This is a genomic window from Hymenobacter aerilatus, from assembly GCF_022921095.1.
GTDB classification, from domain to species: Bacteria; Bacteroidota; Bacteroidia; order Cytophagales; family Hymenobacteraceae; genus Hymenobacter; species Hymenobacter aerilatus.
This window is the reverse complement of sequence record NZ_CP095053.1, coordinates 454,000-478,118: the sequence shown is the minus strand read 5'-3', so window position 1 is coordinate 478,118 and position 24,119 is coordinate 454,000. Positions and strand designations below refer to the sequence as shown.

The 24,119-nt window shown below is 38.7% G+C and carries 21 protein-coding genes; 1 reads left to right on the top strand and 20 read right to left on the bottom strand.

Annotation, left to right across the window (positions count from 1 at the left end; genetic code table 11):
* Positions 1 to 35: 35 nt before the first annotated feature.
* Complete coding sequence (locus tag MUN82_RS01985) at positions 36 to 1,439, top strand: tyrosine-type recombinase/integrase (RefSeq protein WP_245094496.1); 1,404 nt, start codon at positions 36 to 38, stop codon at positions 1,437 to 1,439.
* Between the two features lie 412 nt (positions 1,440 to 1,851).
* On the opposite strand, the gene MUN82_RS01980 is transcribed toward MUN82_RS01985, so the two are convergent.
* The 20 genes from MUN82_RS01980 to MUN82_RS01885 all read right to left on the bottom strand — a co-directional run bounded on the left by MUN82_RS01980 (position 1,852) and on the right by MUN82_RS01885 (position 24,117).
* Complete coding sequence (locus tag MUN82_RS01980; RefSeq protein ID WP_245094493.1) at positions 1,852 to 2,103, bottom strand: hypothetical protein; 252 nt, start codon at positions 2,101 to 2,103, stop codon at positions 1,852 to 1,854.
* Between the two features lie 70 nt (positions 2,104 to 2,173).
* Positions 2,174 to 2,497, bottom strand: coding sequence for a hypothetical protein (locus MUN82_RS01975; protein WP_245094491.1), 324 nt, complete (start codon positions 2,495 to 2,497; stop codon positions 2,174 to 2,176).
* A 629-nt stretch (positions 2,498 to 3,126) separates the two neighbouring features.
* The gene (locus MUN82_RS01970; RefSeq protein WP_245094489.1) at positions 3,127 to 3,339 is read right to left on the bottom strand and encodes a hypothetical protein; all 213 of its coding nucleotides are present in this window, start codon (positions 3,337 to 3,339) and stop codon (positions 3,127 to 3,129) included.
* Between the two features lie 8 nt (positions 3,340 to 3,347).
* Positions 3,348 to 4,019 (bottom strand): glycosyl hydrolase 108 family protein, encoded by a 672-nt coding sequence (locus MUN82_RS01965; RefSeq protein ID WP_245094486.1) that lies wholly within the window; start codon positions 4,017 to 4,019, stop codon positions 3,348 to 3,350.
* A gap of 16 nt (positions 4,020 to 4,035) precedes the next feature.
* The gene (locus MUN82_RS01960) at positions 4,036 to 4,545 is read right to left on the bottom strand and encodes a hypothetical protein (RefSeq protein ID WP_245094485.1); all 510 of its coding nucleotides are present in this window, start codon (positions 4,543 to 4,545) and stop codon (positions 4,036 to 4,038) included.
* 297 nt (positions 4,546 to 4,842) lie between these two features.
* Positions 4,843 to 5,289: a hypothetical protein gene (locus MUN82_RS01955; protein WP_245094483.1), complete on the bottom strand. Its 447-nt coding sequence runs from the start codon at positions 5,287 to 5,289 to the stop codon at positions 4,843 to 4,845.
* A gap of 44 nt (positions 5,290 to 5,333) precedes the next feature.
* Positions 5,334 to 7,799, bottom strand: a complete 2,466-nt coding sequence (locus MUN82_RS01950; RefSeq protein WP_245094482.1) for a hypothetical protein — start codon at positions 7,797 to 7,799, stop codon at positions 5,334 to 5,336.
* A gap of 14 nt (positions 7,800 to 7,813) precedes the next feature.
* Positions 7,814 to 8,389, bottom strand: a complete 576-nt coding sequence (locus tag MUN82_RS01945) for a hypothetical protein (protein ID WP_245094480.1) — start codon at positions 8,387 to 8,389, stop codon at positions 7,814 to 7,816.
* On the bottom strand, positions 8,390 to 11,434 hold the full coding sequence (locus MUN82_RS01940) for a phage tail-like protein (protein ID WP_245094478.1): 3,045 nt from the start codon (positions 11,432 to 11,434) through the stop codon (positions 8,390 to 8,392).
* A gap of 12 nt (positions 11,435 to 11,446) precedes the next feature.
* Entirely contained in the window at positions 11,447 to 13,711 is a 2,265-nt protein-coding gene (locus tag MUN82_RS01935) for a hypothetical protein (RefSeq protein WP_245094476.1), read from the bottom strand.
* A 29-nt stretch (positions 13,712 to 13,740) separates the two neighbouring features.
* The gene (locus MUN82_RS01930) at positions 13,741 to 17,310 is read right to left on the bottom strand and encodes a DUF1574 domain-containing protein (RefSeq protein WP_245094475.1); all 3,570 of its coding nucleotides are present in this window, start codon (positions 17,308 to 17,310) and stop codon (positions 13,741 to 13,743) included.
* Between the two features lie 20 nt (positions 17,311 to 17,330).
* Positions 17,331 to 20,831: a phage tail tape measure protein gene (locus MUN82_RS01925; protein ID WP_245094474.1), complete on the bottom strand. Its 3,501-nt coding sequence runs from the start codon at positions 20,829 to 20,831 to the stop codon at positions 17,331 to 17,333.
* A 26-nt stretch (positions 20,832 to 20,857) separates the two neighbouring features.
* Positions 20,858 to 21,160, bottom strand: a complete 303-nt coding sequence (locus MUN82_RS01920) for a hypothetical protein (protein ID WP_245094473.1) — start codon at positions 21,158 to 21,160, stop codon at positions 20,858 to 20,860.
* A gap of 107 nt (positions 21,161 to 21,267) precedes the next feature.
* Positions 21,268 to 21,660 (bottom strand): hypothetical protein, encoded by a 393-nt coding sequence (locus tag MUN82_RS01915; protein ID WP_245094471.1) that lies wholly within the window; start codon positions 21,658 to 21,660, stop codon positions 21,268 to 21,270.
* A 40-nt stretch (positions 21,661 to 21,700) separates the two neighbouring features.
* A complete protein-coding gene (locus tag MUN82_RS01910) occupies positions 21,701 to 22,132 on the bottom strand; it encodes a phage tail tube protein (protein ID WP_245094468.1) in 432 nt (143 codons plus the stop codon).
* 75 nt (positions 22,133 to 22,207) lie between these two features.
* The gene (gene gp17, locus MUN82_RS01905) at positions 22,208 to 22,654 is read right to left on the bottom strand and encodes a tail completion protein gp17 (protein WP_245094465.1); all 447 of its coding nucleotides are present in this window, start codon (positions 22,652 to 22,654) and stop codon (positions 22,208 to 22,210) included.
* A gap of 4 nt (positions 22,655 to 22,658) precedes the next feature.
* On the bottom strand, positions 22,659 to 22,991 hold the full coding sequence (locus tag MUN82_RS01900) for an HK97-gp10 family putative phage morphogenesis protein (protein WP_245094462.1): 333 nt from the start codon (positions 22,989 to 22,991) through the stop codon (positions 22,659 to 22,661).
* Entirely contained in the window at positions 22,981 to 23,307 is a 327-nt protein-coding gene (locus MUN82_RS01895) for a phage head closure protein (protein WP_245094459.1), read from the bottom strand. Before MUN82_RS01895 ends, MUN82_RS01900 begins: the two co-directional genes overlap by 11 nt.
* The gene (locus tag MUN82_RS01890) at positions 23,297 to 23,845 is read right to left on the bottom strand and encodes a head-tail connector protein (RefSeq protein WP_245094456.1); all 549 of its coding nucleotides are present in this window, start codon (positions 23,843 to 23,845) and stop codon (positions 23,297 to 23,299) included. Before MUN82_RS01890 ends, MUN82_RS01895 begins: the two co-directional genes overlap by 11 nt.
* A 29-nt stretch (positions 23,846 to 23,874) precedes the next feature.
* Positions 23,875 to 24,117 (bottom strand): hypothetical protein, encoded by a 243-nt coding sequence (locus MUN82_RS01885; protein WP_245094454.1) that lies wholly within the window; start codon positions 24,115 to 24,117, stop codon positions 23,875 to 23,877.
* Positions 24,118 to 24,119: the final 2 nt, after the last annotated feature.

Sequence of the window (24,119 nt, the reverse complement as noted above, 5' to 3'; positions counted from 1 at the left end):
TCAGTTACAACTTTGTAGAGAGGCAATGTGGTCCTATGTTTGGGACTAAAAGTGGTCCTAAGTATTTTGCCTCTTCTTACCATGTAACCACCTTCGGAATGTTCTATAAAGTAAAAGGAATCAGCAAGAAAACCGGACTCGGAGTGGTCAATGTGGTATTCAGAGATGATGAGGGAAAAGAGACGTTGAAGAGCACAGGAGTTCAGGTTAAGCCAGCTCATTTCAACACAAAAACGGGCAAAATCAGTCCCAAAGACCCACTTTTTCCAGAGAAGAATGTAAAGATACAAGCTATAGCATCCGAGTTTGAGAAAGCACTACGAGACTTAGAACGTGCTGAGATAACCCCTACGGCAACTATGGTAGGTAGTATAGTGAGTTTCAATGCAGCTGTAGCGCCACTAGCACAAGAGATGGTACTTACTGGACTCAAAGAGGGACACGCATATATAGCCAGCTTGGAGAAACAGTTAGCAGCCGCAAAAGCAGAAGTAGCACGAATTGAGGCAAATGTTGGAATCACAGCTTTAGAGAAACCCATTCTTTTCCAGGATAAGCTAGAAGCCTATAAAGAGGTCCTGAAGAGAGAGCGTAAAACAGAAGGGACTATAAAGAACTATACTGTTGCTGGTAATGCCTTAACAAAGTTCCGTCCTAATGTCCATATGAAAGATATTAGTCTCACATTCCTCCAAGACTTCCAAAACCATCTGATTGACCGTAATATTTTAAACAATACCATAAGAGAAATATTTGTCAAGGTCTTAGCAGTGTATAAATATTATGCATTCGAATTAGATTTACCTATCACCTTTCTCACCAAATTCAAAATAGTTCCACCAAGACAAGATGAAAACAAAATAATATTGGAAGATAATGAAATCAAAGAGATTGAGGATTTAGAAATTAAGACTAAAGGACAATATAGAACCAGGGAATGTTTTCTATTTTGTATGGAGACAGGACTAAGGTACTCCGACATTTTATCAGCTGAAAAGAAAAATATAATCACTGATAAAGAGGGAAATAAATTCTTATCCTTCGCCACACAGAAATATAGCAAACAGGTTGAAATACCACTCACCAGGAAAGCCTTGGAAATCCTTGAGCGTAATAAATATCAATTCAGCCGACCTCAAGAGAGCCAATATAACCAAGCTCTACAAGCAATGGCTAAAAAGTGTCCAGCGTTCCAGGTTGAAATAACAAAAACGGGGTATAGTGGAGACAAAGTATTAGTTACCAGAATGCCAAAATGGAAAGCTTTAACCTCTCACTTAGCTAGAAAGAAATTTACTGATAATGCACTTGATAAAGATGTTACCCTAATGGCACTTGCTGAATATTTGGGACACACCAACACGAATACATTACAAAAGCACTACGCAAATAAAAAGAGACACGCCAAAAAGGAGGCTTATAAATTATTAGGTGAATAAAAAAAAGGTCCAGACAGAATCCAGACCTTTTTCCAACTACTAAAACAAAAATATGGAAACCCCAAATTTTGCAACATATGGTTTCTACATTTTCAGCTGCAAAGATACTACTCTTCCAACGTCTTGCCAATTGCATCCTTTAAACGTGCTAGATAGTCCCTCACCAATAGCTGTTGTGCCTCACTGAATGTATCTCTGTGTGCTGGACTGAACTTATTACTTACTGTCTTAACACTCAGGTCAATAGCCTCACTCAAGGCCGTTATACTGATACCCCATTTTTGCATGAGTGCTTTGATATGAGGCAGCTTGTTAGGGTCAACTGAGGTAGACATAGGCTTTTGATTTTGAGTGCAGTGTGAGGCAAATTTAGCGCAAAGATAAAGGCCAGCTATAATAGCCAGCCTCTCTCCTACTTCTTAATATATCGATACCTAGCAACGTGCTCCTTATCCTCCCAGATTTCAGCCGATTTATAACCAGCTTCTTTCACCAGATTCAATAATTTTCTTTCTGTAGATTGTTGGTCAGCAGCTTGAATAACGCTAATAATATTACTGTGTTTTAAATAATCTATTCTATCCTTACTTGCATTAAAGTGCATGAAAGCTAAACCATTGTCTTTTAATTCAGACGCGAAGATGAAAGCGAAACGAGTTGCCATTATGTTGTTTTAGTTAAGGTTGTGAGCAGAAAACTAAAATTGGGGCGCTGCTTAGGCCACCCCGTTTGTTTTAGTAGGTTGTCATTTTGAAGTTCTTAGTAAACTCTACATTATCTAAGCCCTTCACGTACCAAATACCTCCTTTCTGGTAGACTTTTTCAACTTTTCCAGCTATTTCTAAGCACTCATTCAAGTGGCTTTTAGTAGTCTTGGTTAAGTAGCCTCCGTTATTTAGAGTTATTTGGCCCCAAGCATCAATTTCGAAGATTACTGTTTCGTAGTGAGTGACAGTTACTTTATCAGTCCAAGGAGTTACTTTCACAGCCTTTTTCGTGTTGAAATAAGACTTGAGTTTGTTATAAACTGGTTCGAGGTTCAAAGTTTGAGTTGCCATTTTGTTTTTTGTTTTAGTAGGTAGTATGGGTCAGAATTTCAAAGAACTAAGCAGTACACTCTTGGCCTTTTGCCGTTGTGTTGATACAAATGTAAGACGCTTTTCTTACAAGTCAAGCAAACTGTAAGATTTTTTTCTTACAATTTTTTACCAGACACAAAAAAGCCCCTCAGATTACTCCAAGAGGCATTTCATTGAACTTAAAATATTTTAGCTATAGCAGGATTAACACCACTAGCACCAAGGCACCTACCAGACTCAGGAGCTTCGAAACTTTCACTAGACTTTCTACCTCTACTCCTAGCCTCTTCGCGGCACTCCTTAGAAGGATATCTGTAGAGGCACTGGTTCCAACTGCAAACGGGCTATCCTTCTTTACCTTATTCAGCACTATATCAAACAGACTGAACCTCAGTAACAAGGCAATAGGAAGCACCAGGACGTTAGATAGAGCTACAGCAGTACTAAGAGCCAACAGACAGTAAAGGATTGGATAGAGAACGTGTAGAGCAAGATTCACCCGACTCTGTTCAGCTGGTGGAATGTATTCTCTACTGAGCTTGGTATAGAGACCTTGTGCATAACCATCGATACCACAAGCCAAAGGCAAAACCAGGAGCAACAATAGATTAAGCACTCTTAGCCTTTCCGAATACGTAGATAGCAGCACTCAAAAGGCCAAAGAACAGACCACAATAGACATTACCATCTTCTACATAACCATGTTTGATTGTGTCACTTACAGTATAAATAGCAACGATAACAGCAAATAGAAATAGTGTAATAATAGCTAATGCAGTTGGGGTATCGTGATTTGGAAATAGTTGTTTAATTAATTTCATAATATTATTTAATCTTTGTATTTCATATCTGAGACTCTTTTTAACCAGGTATTCAGGAAAACCTTTTGGCTTGTATTAGTCTTTAACTTCAATTTATTTCTCAGGAATTGGTGTACTCCTAATAGACGTGATTCATTTTCATATTCTCCACTCCGATAGCGGTAGAAGTCATTTCTGAGTTGAGCAAAACGAGCATGAAAATTTGCTTGGTTTACGGCGTTCAAAGCCTTGAGAGTTTGTGGCCCTATGTCACCATCAAAATCCAAATCCAGCCTACCGAAATGGAAGCGTAGGACATATTGTACCATCCAACCAATACGGCCCGTACCAGCGTTTACACCCATATCAGCTAACGATTCAGCTACACTTTGATTAGCTACAAGGTCTAAATGCAGTGAGTCCCAATACAGACTTTCGTAGAAGTTTAACAGGGAATTTTCTAGGTGAGGGTCTTTATATAGAACCTTTGAAAAGGCAGCCCATTCCGTACGTGTGTTGAGCTTTTTACCAGCCGCTAACCACTCCTTTTTGTAGGCGTCAACATATTTCCAACCCTGCCAATTTGGATGATATTTTCTAGCTACTCCCCGATAAGTTTCACCACCAACATCTAATTTGTTATTTGCATATCCACCTTCATTTCTAACTAAGTGAGGATAAAATAATTTAAATGAACCCAATTTTTATATTTAATAATTATTTCTTTTTGAGCCATAGGTAAAATCCTCCTAGGCATGTAACCACAATAGCTACCAGGATAAATAGTAGGTTATTATTATTCGATTCTTTGACGCTGGTAGTAACCTGAGCTTCTTTCGCTACAGTAGTTGGTGAATTCTGAGGCTTTACTACTTGCGTTGCTTGAGCTTCTTTGGCTGCAACTGCTACAGGAGCCTTAGCCTTTTGGACTGAGCTTGCCACACTATTACTACCAGTCTGGACTATCAGAGTACCACCCCGTTTCACCTTCACCTTACGCCCACCAATAACCACCGTTTTAGGGCCATCTACAGCCTTTATGGTATCTGGATAGGTATTGTGTATGCTATCGATAGTGAGGGTAATAGGAGCGCTTAGAATGGTCTTTTCTGGACCTTGAGGACGTTGGCAACTAACCAAGACTCCTAAGGCAAATCCAAGAGCAAGAATAAATAGACAGAAAATGATAAATAGGCGTGTTAGGCCGGAAAAATCAGGAGTACCCATAAACTATATTACTCCACTTTGGGTATCTCCTGAGAATCAACAGACTCAATATTTATTTCTTGAGCTTTATTGATATTAACACTAGGCATTTTATTTATATAGGCAGCTAGTAAATATTCAGATAAGGCAGCTATACAATAAATAAAAGTTAGACTGTATATTTCAAGGTCTATTAATAAAGGCCAACTAAATAACCTGACAATTAATGGAGATGACACTAAGGTAAATCCAGCTAATAAACTAATTACGCTATAAACAGTAAATCTACCTTGTGCATCCTTAAAGAATTCACTATACTTAATTTTTCGCATTATGTGATTTAATCAATTCTATAATATCATTATTCGATTTCTCAACAGCTCTCTTAACATCATCAACACGTTCCTTAATCATTGCAATCTGAGAATTCTGAGCCTCCAATCTAATCTCTAATTGTTGAACTTTCTGAAGCACTTGGTCAACTTGTGAAACCCGTTGTTCTAATCGTGATACGTCTTTTTTATTTGCATCTACCGCATTTTCGTGCTGCAATTGCATTTGAGTAAATCTGTTTTCATGACTCACAGCTTGAGATTCCAATGTTTTGATTCTGTTGGAATATTGCTTACTACCCTCACGAAAATGGTTGATAATAAGCATAACAATACCTACCACCAAGCCACCAGCAACAGTAGGAACTATTTTACTCCAATCTAGAATGCTTGGTTCTTGGCTTAGGTGTGCAGGTATTTCTAAAAATAACATTATAATTTAAATAGAATAGTATATATATAAATACGTTGGATATATTATATTTCGTGGATTTTTAGTGAATAACGCCACTGTAATTTATCAGCCGTGCCATCCAACCTGAATCCAATTTTGTGTGAGAAACCACCTTGAATTATATCACTAAATACCAATGTTTCAGATTTACCATTTGCAAGTTGAAACCAGTTTTTATTAGCTATTTCTAAATCATTATCTGATTCTGGTGTAGAAGTTAGACCAAAAGATATTCCACCAGTATAAGTACCACCATCTGTGATAAATCGCATTGTTAACGTATAGCTATAACGTTTACCAGCTTGCAGATTTAAGTTCACGCCACCACTTGTATAAAAACCGTGTGGGTCTGTTACAGTGCTGCTATTTCCAGGCGCTATGTAACGTGTAAAACCACCAGCAACGTTTGTTAAAATAACTGATTGCTGATAAGGTTGCATCTGATTATTTGGAAATAAATAATATTGTTTCTCTGTTTTATTGTCTACTTCAACTTTCGTATAATAATTACTTAAATCTACAGAACCACCGCTCGAATTTAATTTAGCTCTTACTCCTTCACTTAATTTAGCCTCTGTTACAACATTATTTTGAATAAATAAACCTACTTTATTATTAAAATATGTAAATCCTACATCACTTGCAGCGTCAGAATTTAAAAGAAAGAAAAAAGCTACTTTTTCATTTGTAAAAGCATTTTCATTTATTTTAGTATCCGTTTCACTTTTATTGTAATAATTACTCAAGTCTACAGTACCACCAGAACCACCAGACATAGCAGCAATTTTTTGGTCATATTTTGGGATACTAACATTAGCAGCATCAATTAAAATACTATTACCAGAAATACTTATTGTTCCCGTTACTTGACCACCACCATAGGTATTGACACTAAAGTTATTTTTATCAATATCTAAACGACTACCATTAGCAACTATCTCATATCTGTCACTATAAAATCTAGAATTACCTTGCACATTAAGCACAGTTTCTGAATCAGACGCATTAGCTGAACGACTGATTTCCATCTTACGTGTATTCACACTAAATGAAGATAAATCCAAAGAATTATCACTGGACTTATCAGCAGTAGTAGTTACAGTGTAATGATAATTATTAACCTGAAGAATCCCTCTAAACAATACCTTATAGTATTCATTATAGTACTCATCATCAGTAAAATTCTCATTCGTATACCACCAACTTTTTTTATAATCTATATCATCATTGAAATCTAGAATATCACTATATTTTTCAATAGGACCACCAAAGAATTGTGGCGAGAGTAATACTGGTGCCGAATCATATAATATATAGATAGGTTCGTCAGCTTCTGATTCACCAGCATATTCTACATTTTCAAATACCCACCCTTTTGTAGTATCACCACTAATAGTTGCATCAGAGCTTACATAAGTTGGATAAGTACCATTCCAAGAACTACTTAATGATTTATTGATATAGAATAGAGCCTTTATCGGAAGCGGTCTCATAGTGCCTCCAAATAACTTATCAGCAATACTCTCTACGCCACCACCACCAGCACTGATAGCAGCAATTTTTTGGTCATATTTTGGTATCGAAACCTCAGCAGCATCAATAAAAATCTTATCCTTATCTACAGTAATTGTTGATTCATTAACTACTGCACTAATAGTATTTTCGCCACTGGTAGTTAAATACGTGCTACCATTGATATAATTATAGGCGTCTATATTTTGTGTAGTAATACTATCGAAGAAAACCCGCGCCTGTGATAGATTTAATTCAGACTCATAACCCTTTTCTGAGCTTGCATTATTTAGTGAAACATTATAGACAAACTTTTCATCAAATTCACGTGGATACGTTTGATAAAATATAGTATTAGTATGATTATATTGACCACCAGGAAATAAATCTTTATAGTAAACGTGTTGACCTATAAAAGCAATTCCTGACTGATAGTTACCTGTTTTAAAATAAATAATATAATTATCAAGTTCTGGTTGATAAACATTACTAGGTTTTATTTGTGTTAAATAATACGGGTTTCCACCTTCCTGAGCTAAATTTATATTATCTGGAAATTCAGTAAAATCACTTGCATTCGCTATATAATACAAAGGATGTGGCAAACCACGTGAATAGCTACCACGGTCTTGAAATGCGCGGTCTGCAATACTTTTTTCCGTATTAACGCTACTAATTTTAGAATCTACCTCTACTTTATTATAAACTTCTACTTTCTGATAGTATGGCGTTAAGTCTACTTTTGGAATAGCAGCAATCTTACTATCTACCTCACCTTTTGTATCTACCTCATTTTTATTATATACTTCTTGCTTATTATAATAATTGGATAGGTCTACTGGTGGAATTTCAACACTAGCAGTTAATTTATTAGCAGCATCATCATAAGTGAATTCAACGTTACCTGTAGAACCTGTTAGAATCTCAGCACTCGTATCTTGAATTTCATCCTTTGTTATTTTTACGTTTAATGGCATCTATATATTTTATATTATTTCTCTGTTATTTTCAGTATACCTAAATAGCCAAAACTACCTGTATTCTTATTTAAATTAAAAGCTATTGTGTTATTTGTTGGAACTATATCCGTAAAAGTTGCACCAGTAGTAGAGCCTTTACCATCACTGGTTGTATTCTGATAAATTTTGGTAACACCATTTATTATTATCTGTGTTCTACGAATATCAGTTACACCACCACGCGCACCATAGAATTCCAAATCGTACTTTCTACTTGAGTCTAAACCAGTTAGCGTAAAATCAGCACTATCGGTTTCAGTATACATTGTATCAATCCACGCACTTTGAGGAAAGCCACCAGCAGCACCATTAAAGCCACTGGTATTCACACCTTTACTATTACCTCTAATTAAATTAAATACTATACTGCTACTATTATTATTACTATCTACTAAGCTAACAGAAGTAAAATATGCATCTACGTTATTCCACCCTGCTAAATTAGTTTTAAAAGAACCATTTTGCTCACCAATATCAATCAAATATGTTTTAGCAGGAACAACAGGAACACTAATAATATTACTATAAAAACTATAATATAAATTCACTTATGTATTGATTGTAACTATTGAGCCTAAGCTATTATTTGAGCGAGTAATTGTTATTTCCAATGTATTTCCAGAAGCAACAGCAAAAGGCAAATTCACAGTAGCACCATTCACTTTATATACGACAGTAGCCACGTTATTGAGCGTTTGAGCAACATAAGTTTTAGCAGTGTTGGTAGTAATTGTAGCTGTGTATGTATTGGAATATCCAGATGCAAAATTGAAATCTAGTGTCACCTTATTTTGTGGCAAGTTTTCCAGATTGGTTACTCTATTTTCAACAGTAGTAAAACGGTTATTATTAGCTGTATTATCGAAATTGGCAACAGTGGCAAGACGTGTAATTTCACTATCACTCACCAGGGACTTACCATTAACCTTGTCAACCTTATTGTTTTCTACGCTGGTTATTCTGTTGCTTAGTGCTGTATCATTGTAGTTGGTTACAGCTGCTAAACGGGCAATCTCAGTATCTAGAATCAAGCTCTTACCAGCAACCTTGTCTACTTTACTTGCTATACTGGTTTCAACTTCAGTCTTAGTGTAGTAGTCTCCAAAATCAGCCTCAGGAGTCATTACAGCCGTACCCCAGATTCGGTCTCCTGCTACTAATGCTGGATTCGTGATAGTCAGGATTGGTGGATTCTGTGTATAGTCTACTGTGTAATCTGTTGGAGGTAGAGAAGCATAGTTATCAGCACTTACAGCAAGCACGTTTACAGCACCAAAAGGCAGATTCAGAGTCAGAGAACCAGATAGATTTCCAGCGAAGTTTAGGAGGCTTGGAGCTGCTTGTACTACTGTTTCACCATTAGCCAAAGAAGCTAGACTAACTGACTTGTCTCCTTTGTCCGTGCGGATTACAAGGTTATTGGACTCAAAGGTTATGGTCTGAATAGTGTCACCAGGAATCACAGCAGGCTTATTTTCCAGCACTGTTACACGTCCTGTTAGTGCATCTGTAGTGGCTTTGTCTGTCTTGGTTCCAATAGCTGTTTCTACGCTGGTTACTCTGTTGGTTAGGTTGGTAGCATCGAAGTTCGTTAGTCCTGAGAGACGAGCTATTTCAGTGTCTAGGAGCAAAGATTTACCAGGGACCTTATCTACTTTATCCGCTATCAAACCACGTACTTCAGCATCATTGTAGGCAGGAGTAACAGGACGGTTTTCTAAGGCTGTTACACGCGAATCAATAGCAGCTGTAGTAGTCTTATCCGTCTTATTAGCTTCTAAGCTGCTTAGTCGAGCATCATTGGTAGTATTGTCGAAAGGAGTTGGAGCGGGCTTGTTTTCCAGTGCTTCTATTCTATCCTCCAATCCATCTACCTCACCTTGTACAGCTATTACTTCTGTCTCAACAGCAGCAAGGTCAGTCTCTACCTCTCCTACCCGAGCACGTAGTTCAGTGTCATCATAGCTTTCACCACCAATAGCAGCCTTTTCATTTTTAAGACTGATATATTCTAATTGGCCGTTGAAATTGTTGAATCCGTAGGCGTGAATTCGCTCTATGTCAAACTTTGCTGGAAATGTGAAAGTGTAAATTCCAGGTTGTGTTAGTATAGCTGTTTTTAACGCAACGTCTTCAGCATCATAGCCACCTCTTGAAACCAGAGCAACACCACCACTATTGACGCTATTGATTTTAACAGTAACGGTATATTTAGCACCAATAGTAGCCGCGAAATCTTGGAATAGATAAGCACCATTGATTGCATTTACAACACCATTTGTTTGCTGCCAACCAGTTGTATATTTCCAATTGCCTATACTGAATACACTACCTCCTGTTGTATCTTGTGTTAGAGGTTGTAGAAATTCAGGGTCTATTAAAAGCTCTTGATTATTACTTATTCTTTCTAATATTTCTACTCTTGTATCCAGGTTATTAACCTCAGTTTCAACAGCATCTAAACGATTGATAATAAGTGTATCATCATAGCTTTCACCAGCTGACACTAGGTCCTTCCAACCTGAGTTATAGTATTGGAAACCAGCTGTAGTAGTGTTGTATATAAGTAAACTGGTAGCTGGATTGGATATAGCGTCTCTTTGTGTGCTGGTAAGACGTGGAGCTAATAGACCACCAGTAGTACCACCTACTTCTAAAGTGGCGCTAGGGTGTGGTGAATTGGTGTTAATCCCAGCTCTACCATCTTTCCTGAATACAAATTTCCAATCTCCATTAACAGCAAGGATTAAGTTACCTTCAACGGCACCATTTCCATTCTGTCCAGCATTGTTATTACCTCCTACTAGGAAATCCCATACGCGACCATTGTTGCCATTATTGCCTAGTGAGATTTTAGAAAAGCCAGATTCAGCGCCATTTATCACTTCAACGCCACTCTGACCACCAGGGTCCGAAACTGTGCGGATAACACCAGCGACAGTAATACTACCATCTACAGCACCGTTTTGGCCGAATTGCGTAGTACCTAATACCTGAAGCTGTTTGCTGTTACCATTCCAATTTAATCCTGTTTTAGCAAGTTCTGAAGACCACGAATCAGCATCATAAATTTTATCTGTAGACGTTCCACCACTTGAAATAGGACGGTTTTCTAGACTTACAATTCTTGTTTCATGGTCATTAACCTCACCTTCTAAGCTGCTTAGGCGAGTTTCGTTGGTTGAGTTATCAAAAGGTTGAGGCTCAGGTTTGTTCTCTAATACTGTGACTCTGTTGCTTAGTGCTGTATCATCGTAGGTTTCAGGCTCAGGCTTGTTTTCCAGAACCTCAATCCGTTCTACTAGCTCAGTATCATCGTAGCTCTCACCAGTTATTACTTCTTTCCAGTTACCATTGTCCGTTAAGACGTTGGATACAAGACCTTTGGTTAGCTTATATTTCTTTCCAGTGTCCTCCAACACCACTTCCATGTACCATTCTCTACGTGCTGAAATAATAGCCTCTAGAGCACTATAGTTCAAGACCGTACGCAACCCACCTTTACCATATTCGGCAAGGTGAGTTGGATAAATATCTTCTGTTGTAAATGGAGTTATCGGAGCACCTATATTATTACCTTTAATATCTGACACTTATATATATTTTTAATTAATTCTTAGGTTAAAACTTGAGCTAAATTGAATGGTATCGGTATAGAATAATTTGTAATTTCTCATAATCCCAAACACATCTTTAATAACAATATCCTCAACTGTGTAAGCAGAAAAGTTATTTGGACCTTGTTGAACATAACTTGGATTACCAAAACCAGCTTGATATAAATAGTACGGATATTTACCACCACTGCAATTAAAGTTATTTTCTAATCCTCTACCACCATTTAAATCTTTGCCACCTAGTACCCCGTTGGCATTATTAGCCAGTTGAGCCTTTAGTTCAGATGGTGTTAAAGAGCTTGCACCATAATAGCGGGCTAATTGAGTATTGATAGTTAATCCTCCTGTAAATACGTTGTTTTCGGTATTTTGAGCCTCTATGCTGAATGATTTTGATTGTCCAGCATCTAAGGTGAAGGTTGGTAAATCAAGCGTGTGAGAGCCATTATTTGCAAGTCCAGAACCTATAATAGAACCACCATCTTTGATAATGATTGTATTTGGTTTGACATTACTATTATTACCAATAGACCAACTAAAAGTATCCGTTCCAGTGAATGTTGTTCCAGCTTCTACCGTGCGACTACCAGCACCATTATAAGCAAACCCTGTGAAGAAAGGAGCTTGATATTTAATTAGAATCTTGGCTAGTAATTCCTCTAAGGTTCCATTGAAGTTTCCAGGAGTCAGACCACCAATAGTTTCTGTAATACCAGTAAATCCAACAAATACTTTCTCATCATTCAATGAATCGATAGTTCCACCAGAAGTAGTAGGAGCATTTTCCAGTGCCGTTACTCGCGTATCTATATCAGCTACTTCAGCCTCATTTGTATCCAATCGATTGACAATAGCTGTATCATCAAAACCAGGAGCATTCTCAAGAGCTGTTAGGCGTTGGTCATTGCTGGTATTGTCGAAAGGTTGCGGCTCAGGTTTGTTCTCTAAGGCCGTTAGGCGAGTATCGTTGGAAGTATTATCAAAAGGCTGTAAACTGGCTAAACGGGCAATCTCTGTATCTAGGACCAGACTCTTACCAGGGACCTTATCTACTTTGGTAGTGATTAGATTTCTTAGCTCAGTATCATCAAATCCGGTTTCTACTGCATTCAATTTGGCCCGAACTTCAGCTGATAATTTGGCTTCTGTTACGCTTCCATCTACCAAGACATAGTTGGTAATAGTGGCTAATCTGGCTATCTCAGCATCCGATACCAGACTATATCCAGTACGCTTTTCAACTTTGGTATTTCCAATTGCATCTACCTGAGCCTTAGTGTAGTAATTGCTCAAATCGACAGTACCACCAGATGTTGAGCCACTTGACGTGCCATTAACCAGGAGCCAATAAGCGTTAGTAGAAGTTGGAGCTACAGTAGAGTTTGCTATATCCTGCCGAGCCATAAATATTAGCCCGTTATGATGCACCAGCTGACCTTCTACATAGCTATCTGGCACGTAGGGAATTACAGCAGTTACAATACCATCAATCCGATTATTCAGATTGGTTTTAGCTGTTTCAATATTGGTTAGTAGGTCCTCAACATCTTGCTCTACAACTTCTACACGTCCTCTTAGCTCAGTATCATCATAAGCTTCAGGATTTTCACCACCATCTGAAGCACCTAACTTTTGCCAATATTGGTCTGTAACATTTCCAGTTGGTTCAGGAATAACATTACCAGGGAAAGTAGATTTAATTAGTGTCTGTTTGGCTGCAAATAATGTTAGCGTACCATCTAAAATATACTTAACAATATCATCCTTTTGATAGCTATTTTCGAAAGGATTAAACTCTAGGATACGAGCATATTTATCTTCTAACGAATCCTTTTCTACCCACTTGGCACCAATTGTTTCACCACCAAAACCACCATCTATTGCTACATACAAAGTAGAATTTGGGTCCCAAACCAAACGGTATTCGCGGCTAGGTTGAGGAAATTCTACATAGCAAATAGCACCAAGAGCTAGGAATCTTGGGTCTAAATCTACCAGTGTACTATTACCAGCATTGTAACCAGGAACAGTTGAATCATAGCATCTTACAGTTTTGTATAAGCTTGCTGAATTGTTTCCTTTTGGCAGAGCATTAGCAACACCAGTAACCATAGTGCCGAAATTGACACTATGGTTTGCTGGTTCCCCATTAATAACTTTCTCTACCTCAATTTTTGTATTATATAAATCAGCTGGACTAACTATTTGGGGTAAATCCTTTATATAACTTTCTTTAATTTCTTCAATCGGCATCTTATATATAAATACGTCTAATTCTTATTTTATCTGTTAGCTACTCTAAATAGTTTCTCACCATTACTATTTGCAACTCTATAATTTTTAACTCCATTAATGTTTGCAATACGTGCATTATTTGGAGTCAAGTTTTCAGTCTCTTCACCATACGAACCAGGAGCTAATTTCTTAAGAGTGATTTGAGCTATTCTGTCCTTTTCGCGTTTGAAGCAACTGATTACCATAAATCTTCCTGAGATATTTTCAGTAGGCAAATCCAGCATGACTCCAACTGATAAGGCATTGAATCCAGGACCTGAGACTTCGCCGGTTATTTCATCGGTGGCTGTTAATCTGAGGCTAATTCTATCGTTGGCAGCAGTTAAAAGCAGTGAAGTATACTTTGTGTCTCGCGGCCTTTTCCATTCCCATGTAGCTGTGTAGTCCTCTAATGAAAGGGCATGTTTCCAAGCATATATATCCATCCCGAGCGGCTTTAAAGCTCTGTCGTTCGCACCAGGAGGCGTAGGTAGGTCAGCGTGTACTAACTCAACATCTTCCAGCTTTATTCCTGTTTGACTAATCTCATTCATGCGGCTAATATGGTCTTCGTCGGTCTCACTCCAATCTTGGTTGAAGGGTCGAATTGAGAGAGCAACACTAGATAGATATGTTACGCTATTTCCACTAACTGAAATTGGATTCAGGACCCTTATCCGTACTTGCTGGCCGGGCAATCCAAGTGGTAAGTCTACTTTGTTTTCTTTCCATTTGTCTTTGCTGGATAGCTCAAACTCAATGATTTCTCCATAAGGCTGACCATCACAAACTATTTGAAACAGGAGCTTTACAGTTACTTCTTCGCTACTATAAGGGTCAATAGCACTCTCTGTTTTAGCTTTAACTTTCAACTCATAAACCTCTTCTTCTTGACCTGTTAGGTGTGGAGCCTCGCTGGAAAGGAGATAGCTACCATTTTGAATTGTTCCGGTATAGCCACTGATTTTAACAGCTCTTTCACCAGCCTTTTCACCTTTAGCTATTGAGGTTCCGATAGTACCATTTAGTGTCCAATCCAAGGGTTTCGAAGGACTAGACCAATCTTGGAATCCTCCATTTTTTAGTAAGTTATCTTGAAAGAGAAGAGGTACGGTAGCCTTAACCACGTTGGCACTCGCTATTGTGGTTCTGTTTTGGTTGGCATTTATCCAGAATAACTCATTGCTCTCAGTTGCATTCGTTGGAGGCAAGATTCTAAGTGCATCCTGAGCCGTACCACCCGTAGTATTTCCAATCAACTTACCAGCTGGACTCCAAGAGCGAACGTCGTAGGTAAAAGGAGCCTCATTCAATGAAACTATGTACCAAGCTCCTTCACGCTGATAGAGGAAAGCATTGAAGTTCCTGAGGATTGCATCTACTACAGTCCTCATATCTACCGTATCCTCTACAGTAGTTGGAGCCGTGCTATCTGAGTCCTGTTTCTGGTAGGCTTCACGGTGGCCGTAGGCAAGCTGTAGAGGGTCGCCGGTTTCAGCCATTAGCCTATCCCTCAGGTTCAAGCCAATGTTGAGAGGGAAATTCACGTCACATCTTGAAAGGCATGAAAGCAGAGTAGATAATAAGTTGGTACGTCCTGCCTGTTTCTCTGCCTTATGATTGAGAAAAAAGGTATTACGCAAGTCTCCAAGACCATCTGTCGCAGTTAGTTGAACTTCTTGATTTGGACCTAGTAGCTTTTCAGAATAAGAAGTAGAATTTACATAACCACGAAATTGTATTTTACCAGCTCTATAGTGGTCTACCCTATGACTTCTGTCGTCTTTCAGGATGGTATCTACAAACTGTTGAGCTACTTGAGTTCTTAGGTTGAAAACAAGGTTAGCACCAATCGATTCAGGCAAATAACCAGCTTTACTACTACCACTATCCCAGCTTAACTCAACGGGCGAACCAGTACCAACAACGTCTGTAACATCTCCTTCCCAATCACGCTCAAAAATGTACGTTTCTAAGTTAACTCCTTTGAGGTCTGAGTAGAGTAGCCTCCAACGTGGTCTATATCTATCCTCTATCTCAAATGAGTCTACAGCACGTCGGTTTTGAGCATCTGTAACCAGGACCTCATAAGTACCAGGAGCAAGATTTTCAAATTGGCCGGTATCGTTGGACTCGCTGAAATTCGTGGTAGAGATTTGATACTTGAGAGGCAATGAGGGACTAGTAGCAATAATCCATGCACTACCATTTGTTGCACCAGATTCATCAATGTCGTTCTTTATAATATCGATAATCCTGAGGTCTCCACTTGTGCTTTCTGCCTTGGTATCTGTATCCTCATAATAGAATCTATCTCTATTTTCTTCGCTCCAAGGGAGGTCTGGGTTTTGGAGATGAAAGAACCACTGCCGATAGATAGTACCAATAAAATAAGCGTCAATTGGCTGTGACTCAGGTATTACATAGGTGAAATAACTTCCAGGCCAATTTGTCAGGTATTCCCAATAATCATTACTCTTTTTGTACGTTGGTTTTGGATTTTTCTTATCAACAAACAAACGAGAATCGATGAATTTTTTAGCCTTATAATAGGTATCAAAACCATATCTAACAATTCGACCTTCAGAATAACTTGGATAGGATAAATACTCATTATCACCCTTATTATTCTTAATCGTTTCTTGGTAAGTTTCAGAAAAATAATTAATATTATCTGGTGTTAATTCTTCCCAAACGCCTTGAGTAATACCATTGTCGTCAGGATATGGAATCTTGTTTTTATTATCCGAATAATTCTTACCAATTAAGTCAACACTTGCACGGTAATAGCGTGTTGCATAATCAAATTTTTTCTTATATGTTACAACACTACCTTTTAAATATTGGTCTTGATACTGGTAAAATACTGGATAAGTAAGTGGTGGAGAGACAGTAGTTCCACTTTGCTTATTATAATTATCCCAAATGATTCCTTCCAAATGCCAAGGCAAATCGAAAGACCTTGGATTAGGTACAATCTCATACTTTGCCCAATTGATTTTTAGAGGACCAGGGATATTTTGACCAGGAGCTTGACCAGCTGAGACCGTTACACTTTTAGTTGTAAGTTGGTTGTTATTAGCATCTTGCAAACGGGCTGCATAGGTTCCAGGCTTGACATTATTGAACGTAAATAGAACCTCAGCACCAGGAGCCGTACGACTACCTAATGAGGGAATATATATGCTAATTGGTGGAGCACTTGAACTAGCATACACTGTTATTACACCATCATCACTTGTAAGAGTTGTGGTAGGCGTTGGAGTAATATTCAGTAATGTTAGGTCCGAAATTCCAGCACATTCAGCACTATCAGAGTATTCAATTCTGTAGAGAAAATCTTGTGAAGCGTCTGAAATAGCTGTAGCCTTTTTACCGTCTCCATTATGGATAGTGCAATACGAATCCAAGACGGTATTATCTTGGATTGTATAGCTTTTTTCTGTAATACCTCTATCGAATTCTTTAATCAAAGCATTCAGCCCATTACGAGCGTCACTGCTATAATATATGTTATCGTATCTGTAAGTATTTTCGTCTTCTTTAACTGAAACTGTTTGTAATAATATTTTTGCCATTAATTGTAAATACTCCTTTTTTAACGATAATTAGTAGTACGGTATTTTTGATTATCTATCATACCAACTAAAGTTCTACCATCATCTTCAGTACGTAATTTACCAGTCACCTTAATTTGTACCTCAATCTTCTCACGGTTTTGATTTTGAGCTTCTGAGCCACGATAATTACCACTACCACCAGAACCAGGAGTGTTTTTACTACCAGACCTAAAGATTCCTTGTCCACTACTTGCAGCACTACCAAAAGCCCGAGCGGCACCAGCAGCAGCAATAAGAGCCGTACCACCAGCAATCTGAGCCAAACCAGCAGCTTGCATACCAGGAACGGCCAAATCAGCTAGTCCTAAGGCCACAATAGCAGCACCTTTCTTTTGCATGTAATCAGCTAACACCGCCAACAGAGCACCAAAAGCAGACTTAAGGAATCCGCTGCCATCTGTTACACCAGCAGCCATGTTACCAAGTCCTTCACCTAAGATTGAGCTTGCAGTACCAATAGCGTTTGTCTGTTGAATAATGCGGTCTAGGTTTACATCAAATACAGCTGTTAGATTGGCTAGTTTCTGACCTATTACGGGACCTATATCAAATGCCTGACTAAGCTTATCAAAGTTTACAGCAGCTTGTAATTGGTCACTTGCACTCTGAATTTCAGCAGACATTTCACCAAGTCCAGCAGCACGGAAACTCGCTATGACTTGCTGTAGAGCACCTATTCTTTCTCCAATTCCATCAAAACTTTTACCATAGATTAGACTCTTAGCAGAAATATCTTCCATGCTCTTAGAGTAGGCTAAATTGGCTGCTAAGAGCTTCTGGCTTTGGATAGTAGCATTAGAGGCACCTTGAGAATCGGTGGCAGCCTCACCAAGAATTAAGGGTATTTTGACAGGTTTAACTTTTAGGTCTGGAACCTTCAAGTCTAGTTGGTCAAATCCTACATTCAGACCTTGCGACAACTTTAGAAGCTGTGTATTGAGAGCCTGTAGCTTGGTATTCGTTGGTGTTACTCCTAGGTCAGCTAACTTCTTAAGACCATCTTCCAGGACCTTTATTTTAGCAGCACTTTCCTCAGCTCCTGAGTCTACAATTCCAAGACGAACCTGAGTATCTACACCTTTTAACTTGCTGGTTATTTCTGCAAAAGCTTTCTGTATATCAGTAGCAGCCTTTTTACCAGCTTTACCAGTATCCTCATACTTTTTAATCAGCTCTTCCAGGTTGGCTATCTTGGCCTTAGTGGCTGCAAATTCTTTCGTACCAGGAGTTTCACCATCCAATTCTTCGCGTAGGTCCTTTAGACGTTGCTTTAGTTCTCCGAGTGTTGGTGCAACATCTTCAGCTACAACTTTTCCAGCATCCTTTAGAGCCTTGGTGCTGGTAGTGGTGGCAGGCGTTAACCCTTGGAATCCTTTGGTTAGATTCTGGATTTCAGGAGATATAATTTTACCTATACCAACACCAGCTGTTTCTTCAAGGGCTTTACGTTGTGCGTTAACCAGGTCGTTTTGCTCAATAAAGGCTTTTCTACGTTCCTTATAGCCATCCAATACCTTCTTAACGTCGTCTGGGTCTGAACTAAATTGGAGACTACTGGTACCAATGGTTAGTACTTTTCCTTCCTTGTTAAATCTGTCAACCTCAACTTGGTAATTAGCTAACTCGCGTCTACGTTTCTCTAATTCGTCAACATTTCCACCAATACTCTTTCTGGCTTGGAGCTTCAATAGCTTTTCTTCAGCACGTATGGCTTCCCGAGTCTTTTTAGTGTTGATTTCAATGATATTTCCATAAGCATCTACCCTACTCGCGGCACCAGGAATTGTAGCAGCAACCTTCTTAATTATGCTTTCTAGCTCCTTCTGTTCATCAGCATTTAGCTCAGTTTTAGTCTTTAAATCGTCGTACCTATCGAGCAAAGGACTGATACTGGTAGTTAGATTTTCGGTCTGTTGACGTTGCTCTTGGAATGCTTTGTTTGCACGGTCACTTGAGGTTGTGAAATAGTAGATACCAGCAGCAAGAGCCGCAACAGCAGCCACAGCAGCACCGATAGGACCAGTAAAAGCAACGATAGCAGCACCAAAGCCAGAAGCCGCAACAGCAGCACTACCGAGCGCACTGATTAGAGCACCAATACCAGTCACTACAGGACCAATAGCAGCCGCAAAAGCAGCAACCGTAATAGTAGTAGAAACAACACCAGGAGATAGTTTACCGAGACCATCAGCAAGAGCACCAACACCAGCACTAAAGGTCTTAATGACTGGTAATAACTGGTTTCCAACTGTTATAGCAAGGTCAGTCAGACGGTTTTTAGCTATCTGTACTTGGCTTGCAGTAGTCTCGTATCTCTGCCCAGCTTCTTTACTGAGAGCGGTGTTTTCTTCGAAGGCTTGAGTTGATAATTCTACAGCACGGCGAGTAACGTCACCAGCACCAGCCAAACGTAGAAGCGTATCAGAAGTGCGGATATTGGCTAATCCAAGCTCCTTTAGTGTGCCTATTGTGCTACCACCCTCATCTTTAATTTTACCAAGTCCTTCTACAAAGCTTAGAGTGGCTTGAGCTGCATTGGTCTGGAAATTCTTCTTAAACTCTGCGCTGGATTGGCCCGAAACTTTGGCGAAACTTTGGAGTGATTTACCTCCTGTTTCTACTGCTACCTGTATCTTTTTAAGGACTGTTGAGAAGGCAGTACCACCAGCTTCAGCATTGATACCTACCGAACTAATAGCAGCACTAAAGCCCAAAATGTCAGCTTCAGTAAGGTTTACTTGCTTTCCGGCACCAGCTAAACGGAGTCCTAATTCACTAATCTCACTCTCTGTTGTAGCGAAGTTGTTACCAAGTGCGACAATCGAGCTACCAAGATTTGAAAACTGGTTTTGAGGGAGTTGAGTGATATTAGCTAATCGTGCAAGACTTGTAGCAGCTTGGTCAGCACTTAAGTTTGTACTGTTTCCAAGGTCAATCATTACCCTTGAAAAGTCCAATATGGCATCCCTCTTAATACCTAGCTGTCCAGCACTCTCAGCAACCTTGGCAATCTCGGTGGCGGCGGCTGGGATTTCCTTAGCCATTTCCCGAATACCTTCAGACAATCGAGCATATTCAGCTTGTGTCTGTTGAGCATCTAAGCCCGTAGTATTCAGTGTCTTTTTAACACCAGCAAAGGCAGATTCAAAGTCAATTGCAGCCTTAGCACTGAGAGCAAAACCAGCAGCAATAGGTAGGCTTACATAAGTTGAAAAGTCCTTACCTACACTCTTAAAAGCATCTCCCAACTTGCCGAAACCATCAGCATATTTCTTCTGTGTGGCTTCTAAAACTTTGATTTGTCCAGCTATCCGACCATTTAGGCCATCGAAACCAGCACCGAACTTATTTGCAGCATCCTTACCAGCTCTACCAGCTTCAGCACCAAAAGTCCTGAGAGCACCAGCAGCATTCTTTAAACCATTCTGAAGATTCTGAATATTGGCACCTATTAATATTTTTAAATTCTGTAAATCCACTAATTATATTTGTACTGTAACTCTAATTATTTATCATCTGTAGCTTTTTGATGGTAATTCATTTTTTCCATTCTATCTAAGAACTCAGTCATAGATTCACTACTCTCAGTTTCCATTTCATCCAATTCTACTTCATCAGATTCTACCTTATCAGATTCTATTTTTTTATCTATTAATGGTAAATAGTAATAATCAGTCTCCTTTATTGACTTACCTTTTTCAGCCAATAGGTTATATATCTGAGTAGCAACCATTCTAGGTCCCACTAATGCACTTTGCTCTTTATATTGGAATGCAAGACAGGCCCTATCATATTCATCCCAACCCATTTTCCAGAATTTTCGGGGCGACAGACCAACCACGTTTAAGGCATAATCAATAATAGCCGACCACGTTTGGGGAGGTCGGCTATCACTGTTACTTAAATCTGTTGCCCCTAGGCTTTTTTTGGCTCTTCGTCGGTGTTATTATCTTGAATAGCTTCAGCAAAAATTGTCACTGGTTTAACCAATTCAGTAATTTCTTCAGCACTACTCGTTAGATACCATTCCAATACATCAATAGCTTTAAAGTCTACTGGTTTCTTTTTATTGGTATATCCAGCATATAATGTACTGTAGATATAAGCTGTTAGAACCTCCATATATTCAGGAGAAACTTCTACCTCACCTTCCTCTACATTCAACTTACCTAATTCAGCATAATACTCACTCAACTTAATTCCGCGAACTTTACAGAATTCGAATTGTTGGAGAATATTGCTAACAACAAAGGGATGCTTCTTACCTTTAAAGGTCAAATAATTTACTTCAGCTAATTTATCAATCATATCTATTAGTTATTTCTACTAAATAGTATACGTTGTTTAATTATACCGTTGGAACAGATGCTAATTTCTGGAAAGGACCATTACCTTCATAAGAGGCATTCCACGTAACCAAACCTTTATCTGGCTTATCAAACGAAAACTCCGAAATAAATGCTTTACCAATATAACGCATACCACCTTCACGCTGAGAGTATTCAATTTCAACTTCAGTAGCATCTAGGAGCATATCAATTACGTCGTCGGCTGTAACACCATTTTCAGCATCTGCACCAGTTAGTTCACGATAAGCGGCAGAAAAACTACCATTCCACGATTTTTGACCAGGAACACTCTCTTTCCAACCATTTGAATCAGAGCATGTTGCTTCATCAATCTCTACTGAAATTGCGAATTGAGCGGATTGAGCGCAACCTACTACTTTACCATCTGCTTTAACAACAATGTCTTTAGCATTAATATTTTTCTTTGCCATATTATAATTTGTATTCTCTACTTTAAATAGTTTTATATATCTGTAATTCTTAATTTATAATTCAGATACTAATTATTAATCTTGATGATATTCCAGACTAAAAGAGAATCTTAAAAATCTGTGAACATCAATCGTTTCTTTTGTCTTATTATCTACTAAATTGTTTGACATAATCAATTCAGCTGGACTCATTTGAAATCCGTTGGATAATTCTAAACGCTTATCTTCTAATACCCCTAATACCTGAGCTGCTATTTCTGCAACATCATCACTATTTATTCCACCACCAGTACTGAAAGTTGTGAGAATATCTAGCAAGAGAGTACATTCCCAAACTTTACAATTCGTGCTACCATTTGAAGGAATACACGTTTGTTGTGAGATTAATATATAGGGTGGATTTACCGTCTGTGGCACGAATTCAAACGTCGGCACAGGAGTAGCCATTAAAGTAATTTGAGCGTCACGTAGAGCCTTAAAAACAGCTTTTTGGATAGTTATAATTGGGTCGTACGTTGGCACTTATTTAAATATTATTAATAGCGGTTTTTAGGTTATCCAGGAATTTGTTTTTGTGTAATAAATAAGCAGGAAATAGAAAAGGTCTCGCTGGTAATCCTCGTACTCCTAGCTCAATTTTGGGTGCATATTCCACGTCGGTTAGGACTTCGTATGCAGCACCATCTTTCACCACATGAATACTATCACGTAGCTTTCCTGTCTGTACTGGTGCGAGTTTTTTTGCGTCGGCTGCTATAGCTTCGGCTGTCTCCTTTGTTACTTTATCAACTTCAACCTCTACCCTACTCTCAAGCTGTTTTAATTGCTTTATGAGCTTATCTAATCCGCTAATTGGCATTTATACAATACATGGTTATTTCAGTACGCTTTTCATCGCCGGTTACACCTTCAACTTTTAGCGTTTTATTGCCCCAAATAATTTGCACAGCGTTGAATGCAGCCATTTTATAGCGGATACTAATTTTGAAACCTTCAGTAGTTATTTCCTTGCCTAATGCGAGTAACTGATTACCCTTCATTTGCTGGACTCTAGCCCACGTTGCCACTTTCAGACCTTCGCCGGTACTCCTTAGACCTCCTGACTCAGTTTGTTCTACAGCACCAGGAAACACAAGCTGAATTTGCTCTCTGAATTGTCCTGCTCTAACTGCCATCTCCAATAACTCTATATGGGTTTAGAAGGACTTGGTAGTTAATCCCTAATGCCTTATTTGAGGCTCCTGTAGTGCTATTCTCCCTGTTTTCGTACAAGTCAGCAGCTATCTTTAAAATGGCTTGGATTACGTCGGCTTCTACGTCGGCTTCGAAGGTGTAACGGACTGTGTAAGTAGGTAGATTATCGTAGCAAATAGGATATTCCCTTGACACTGATATTCCTTTCACATACTCATTCCAATACTGACCTAATGTCGGTAGTTGGCTCAAATCGTTGATAAAACCACTAACACTAAGGATTTCACCAGCACCAGGAGGCAAAACGTAGGGCTCAGTTACACTAAAAGTTGTCTCTAAGACTCTACTTGCAAAAGGTTGATTACAGTACTTTTCCGCTTTGGCTCTCGCTGTTGACAGATAGTGCTGTAATAGTGTGTCTTCGCTGGTTTCGTCGGCTCCAATTCGGATATGAGCTTTAAATAATTCAATAGATACAGGCTCAGTTGTTGGTTTTGTTATAAATTTTGTAATACTCACTCTTAATTATAATCCTGTATTCTTTATCGTTATTTCTGCTCTATATCTTGAACATTTTTAGGTTTAGTCTCCCTATTTTCGGCCTTTAGACGTGTTTTTTTAGCACTTTTTGAAGTAGAGGTAGAAGCCTTTGGAGCCTCTACCACCTTCTCTATAACCAGTCCATGTTTCACCAACTCTTTAGCACGTAGGATACTTACCTCTTTGGTTTCTCCTACCTGCCACATTCCCTCATTTCCGAGAAAAATTGTTTTTGCGGTTACTTCTGGCATTG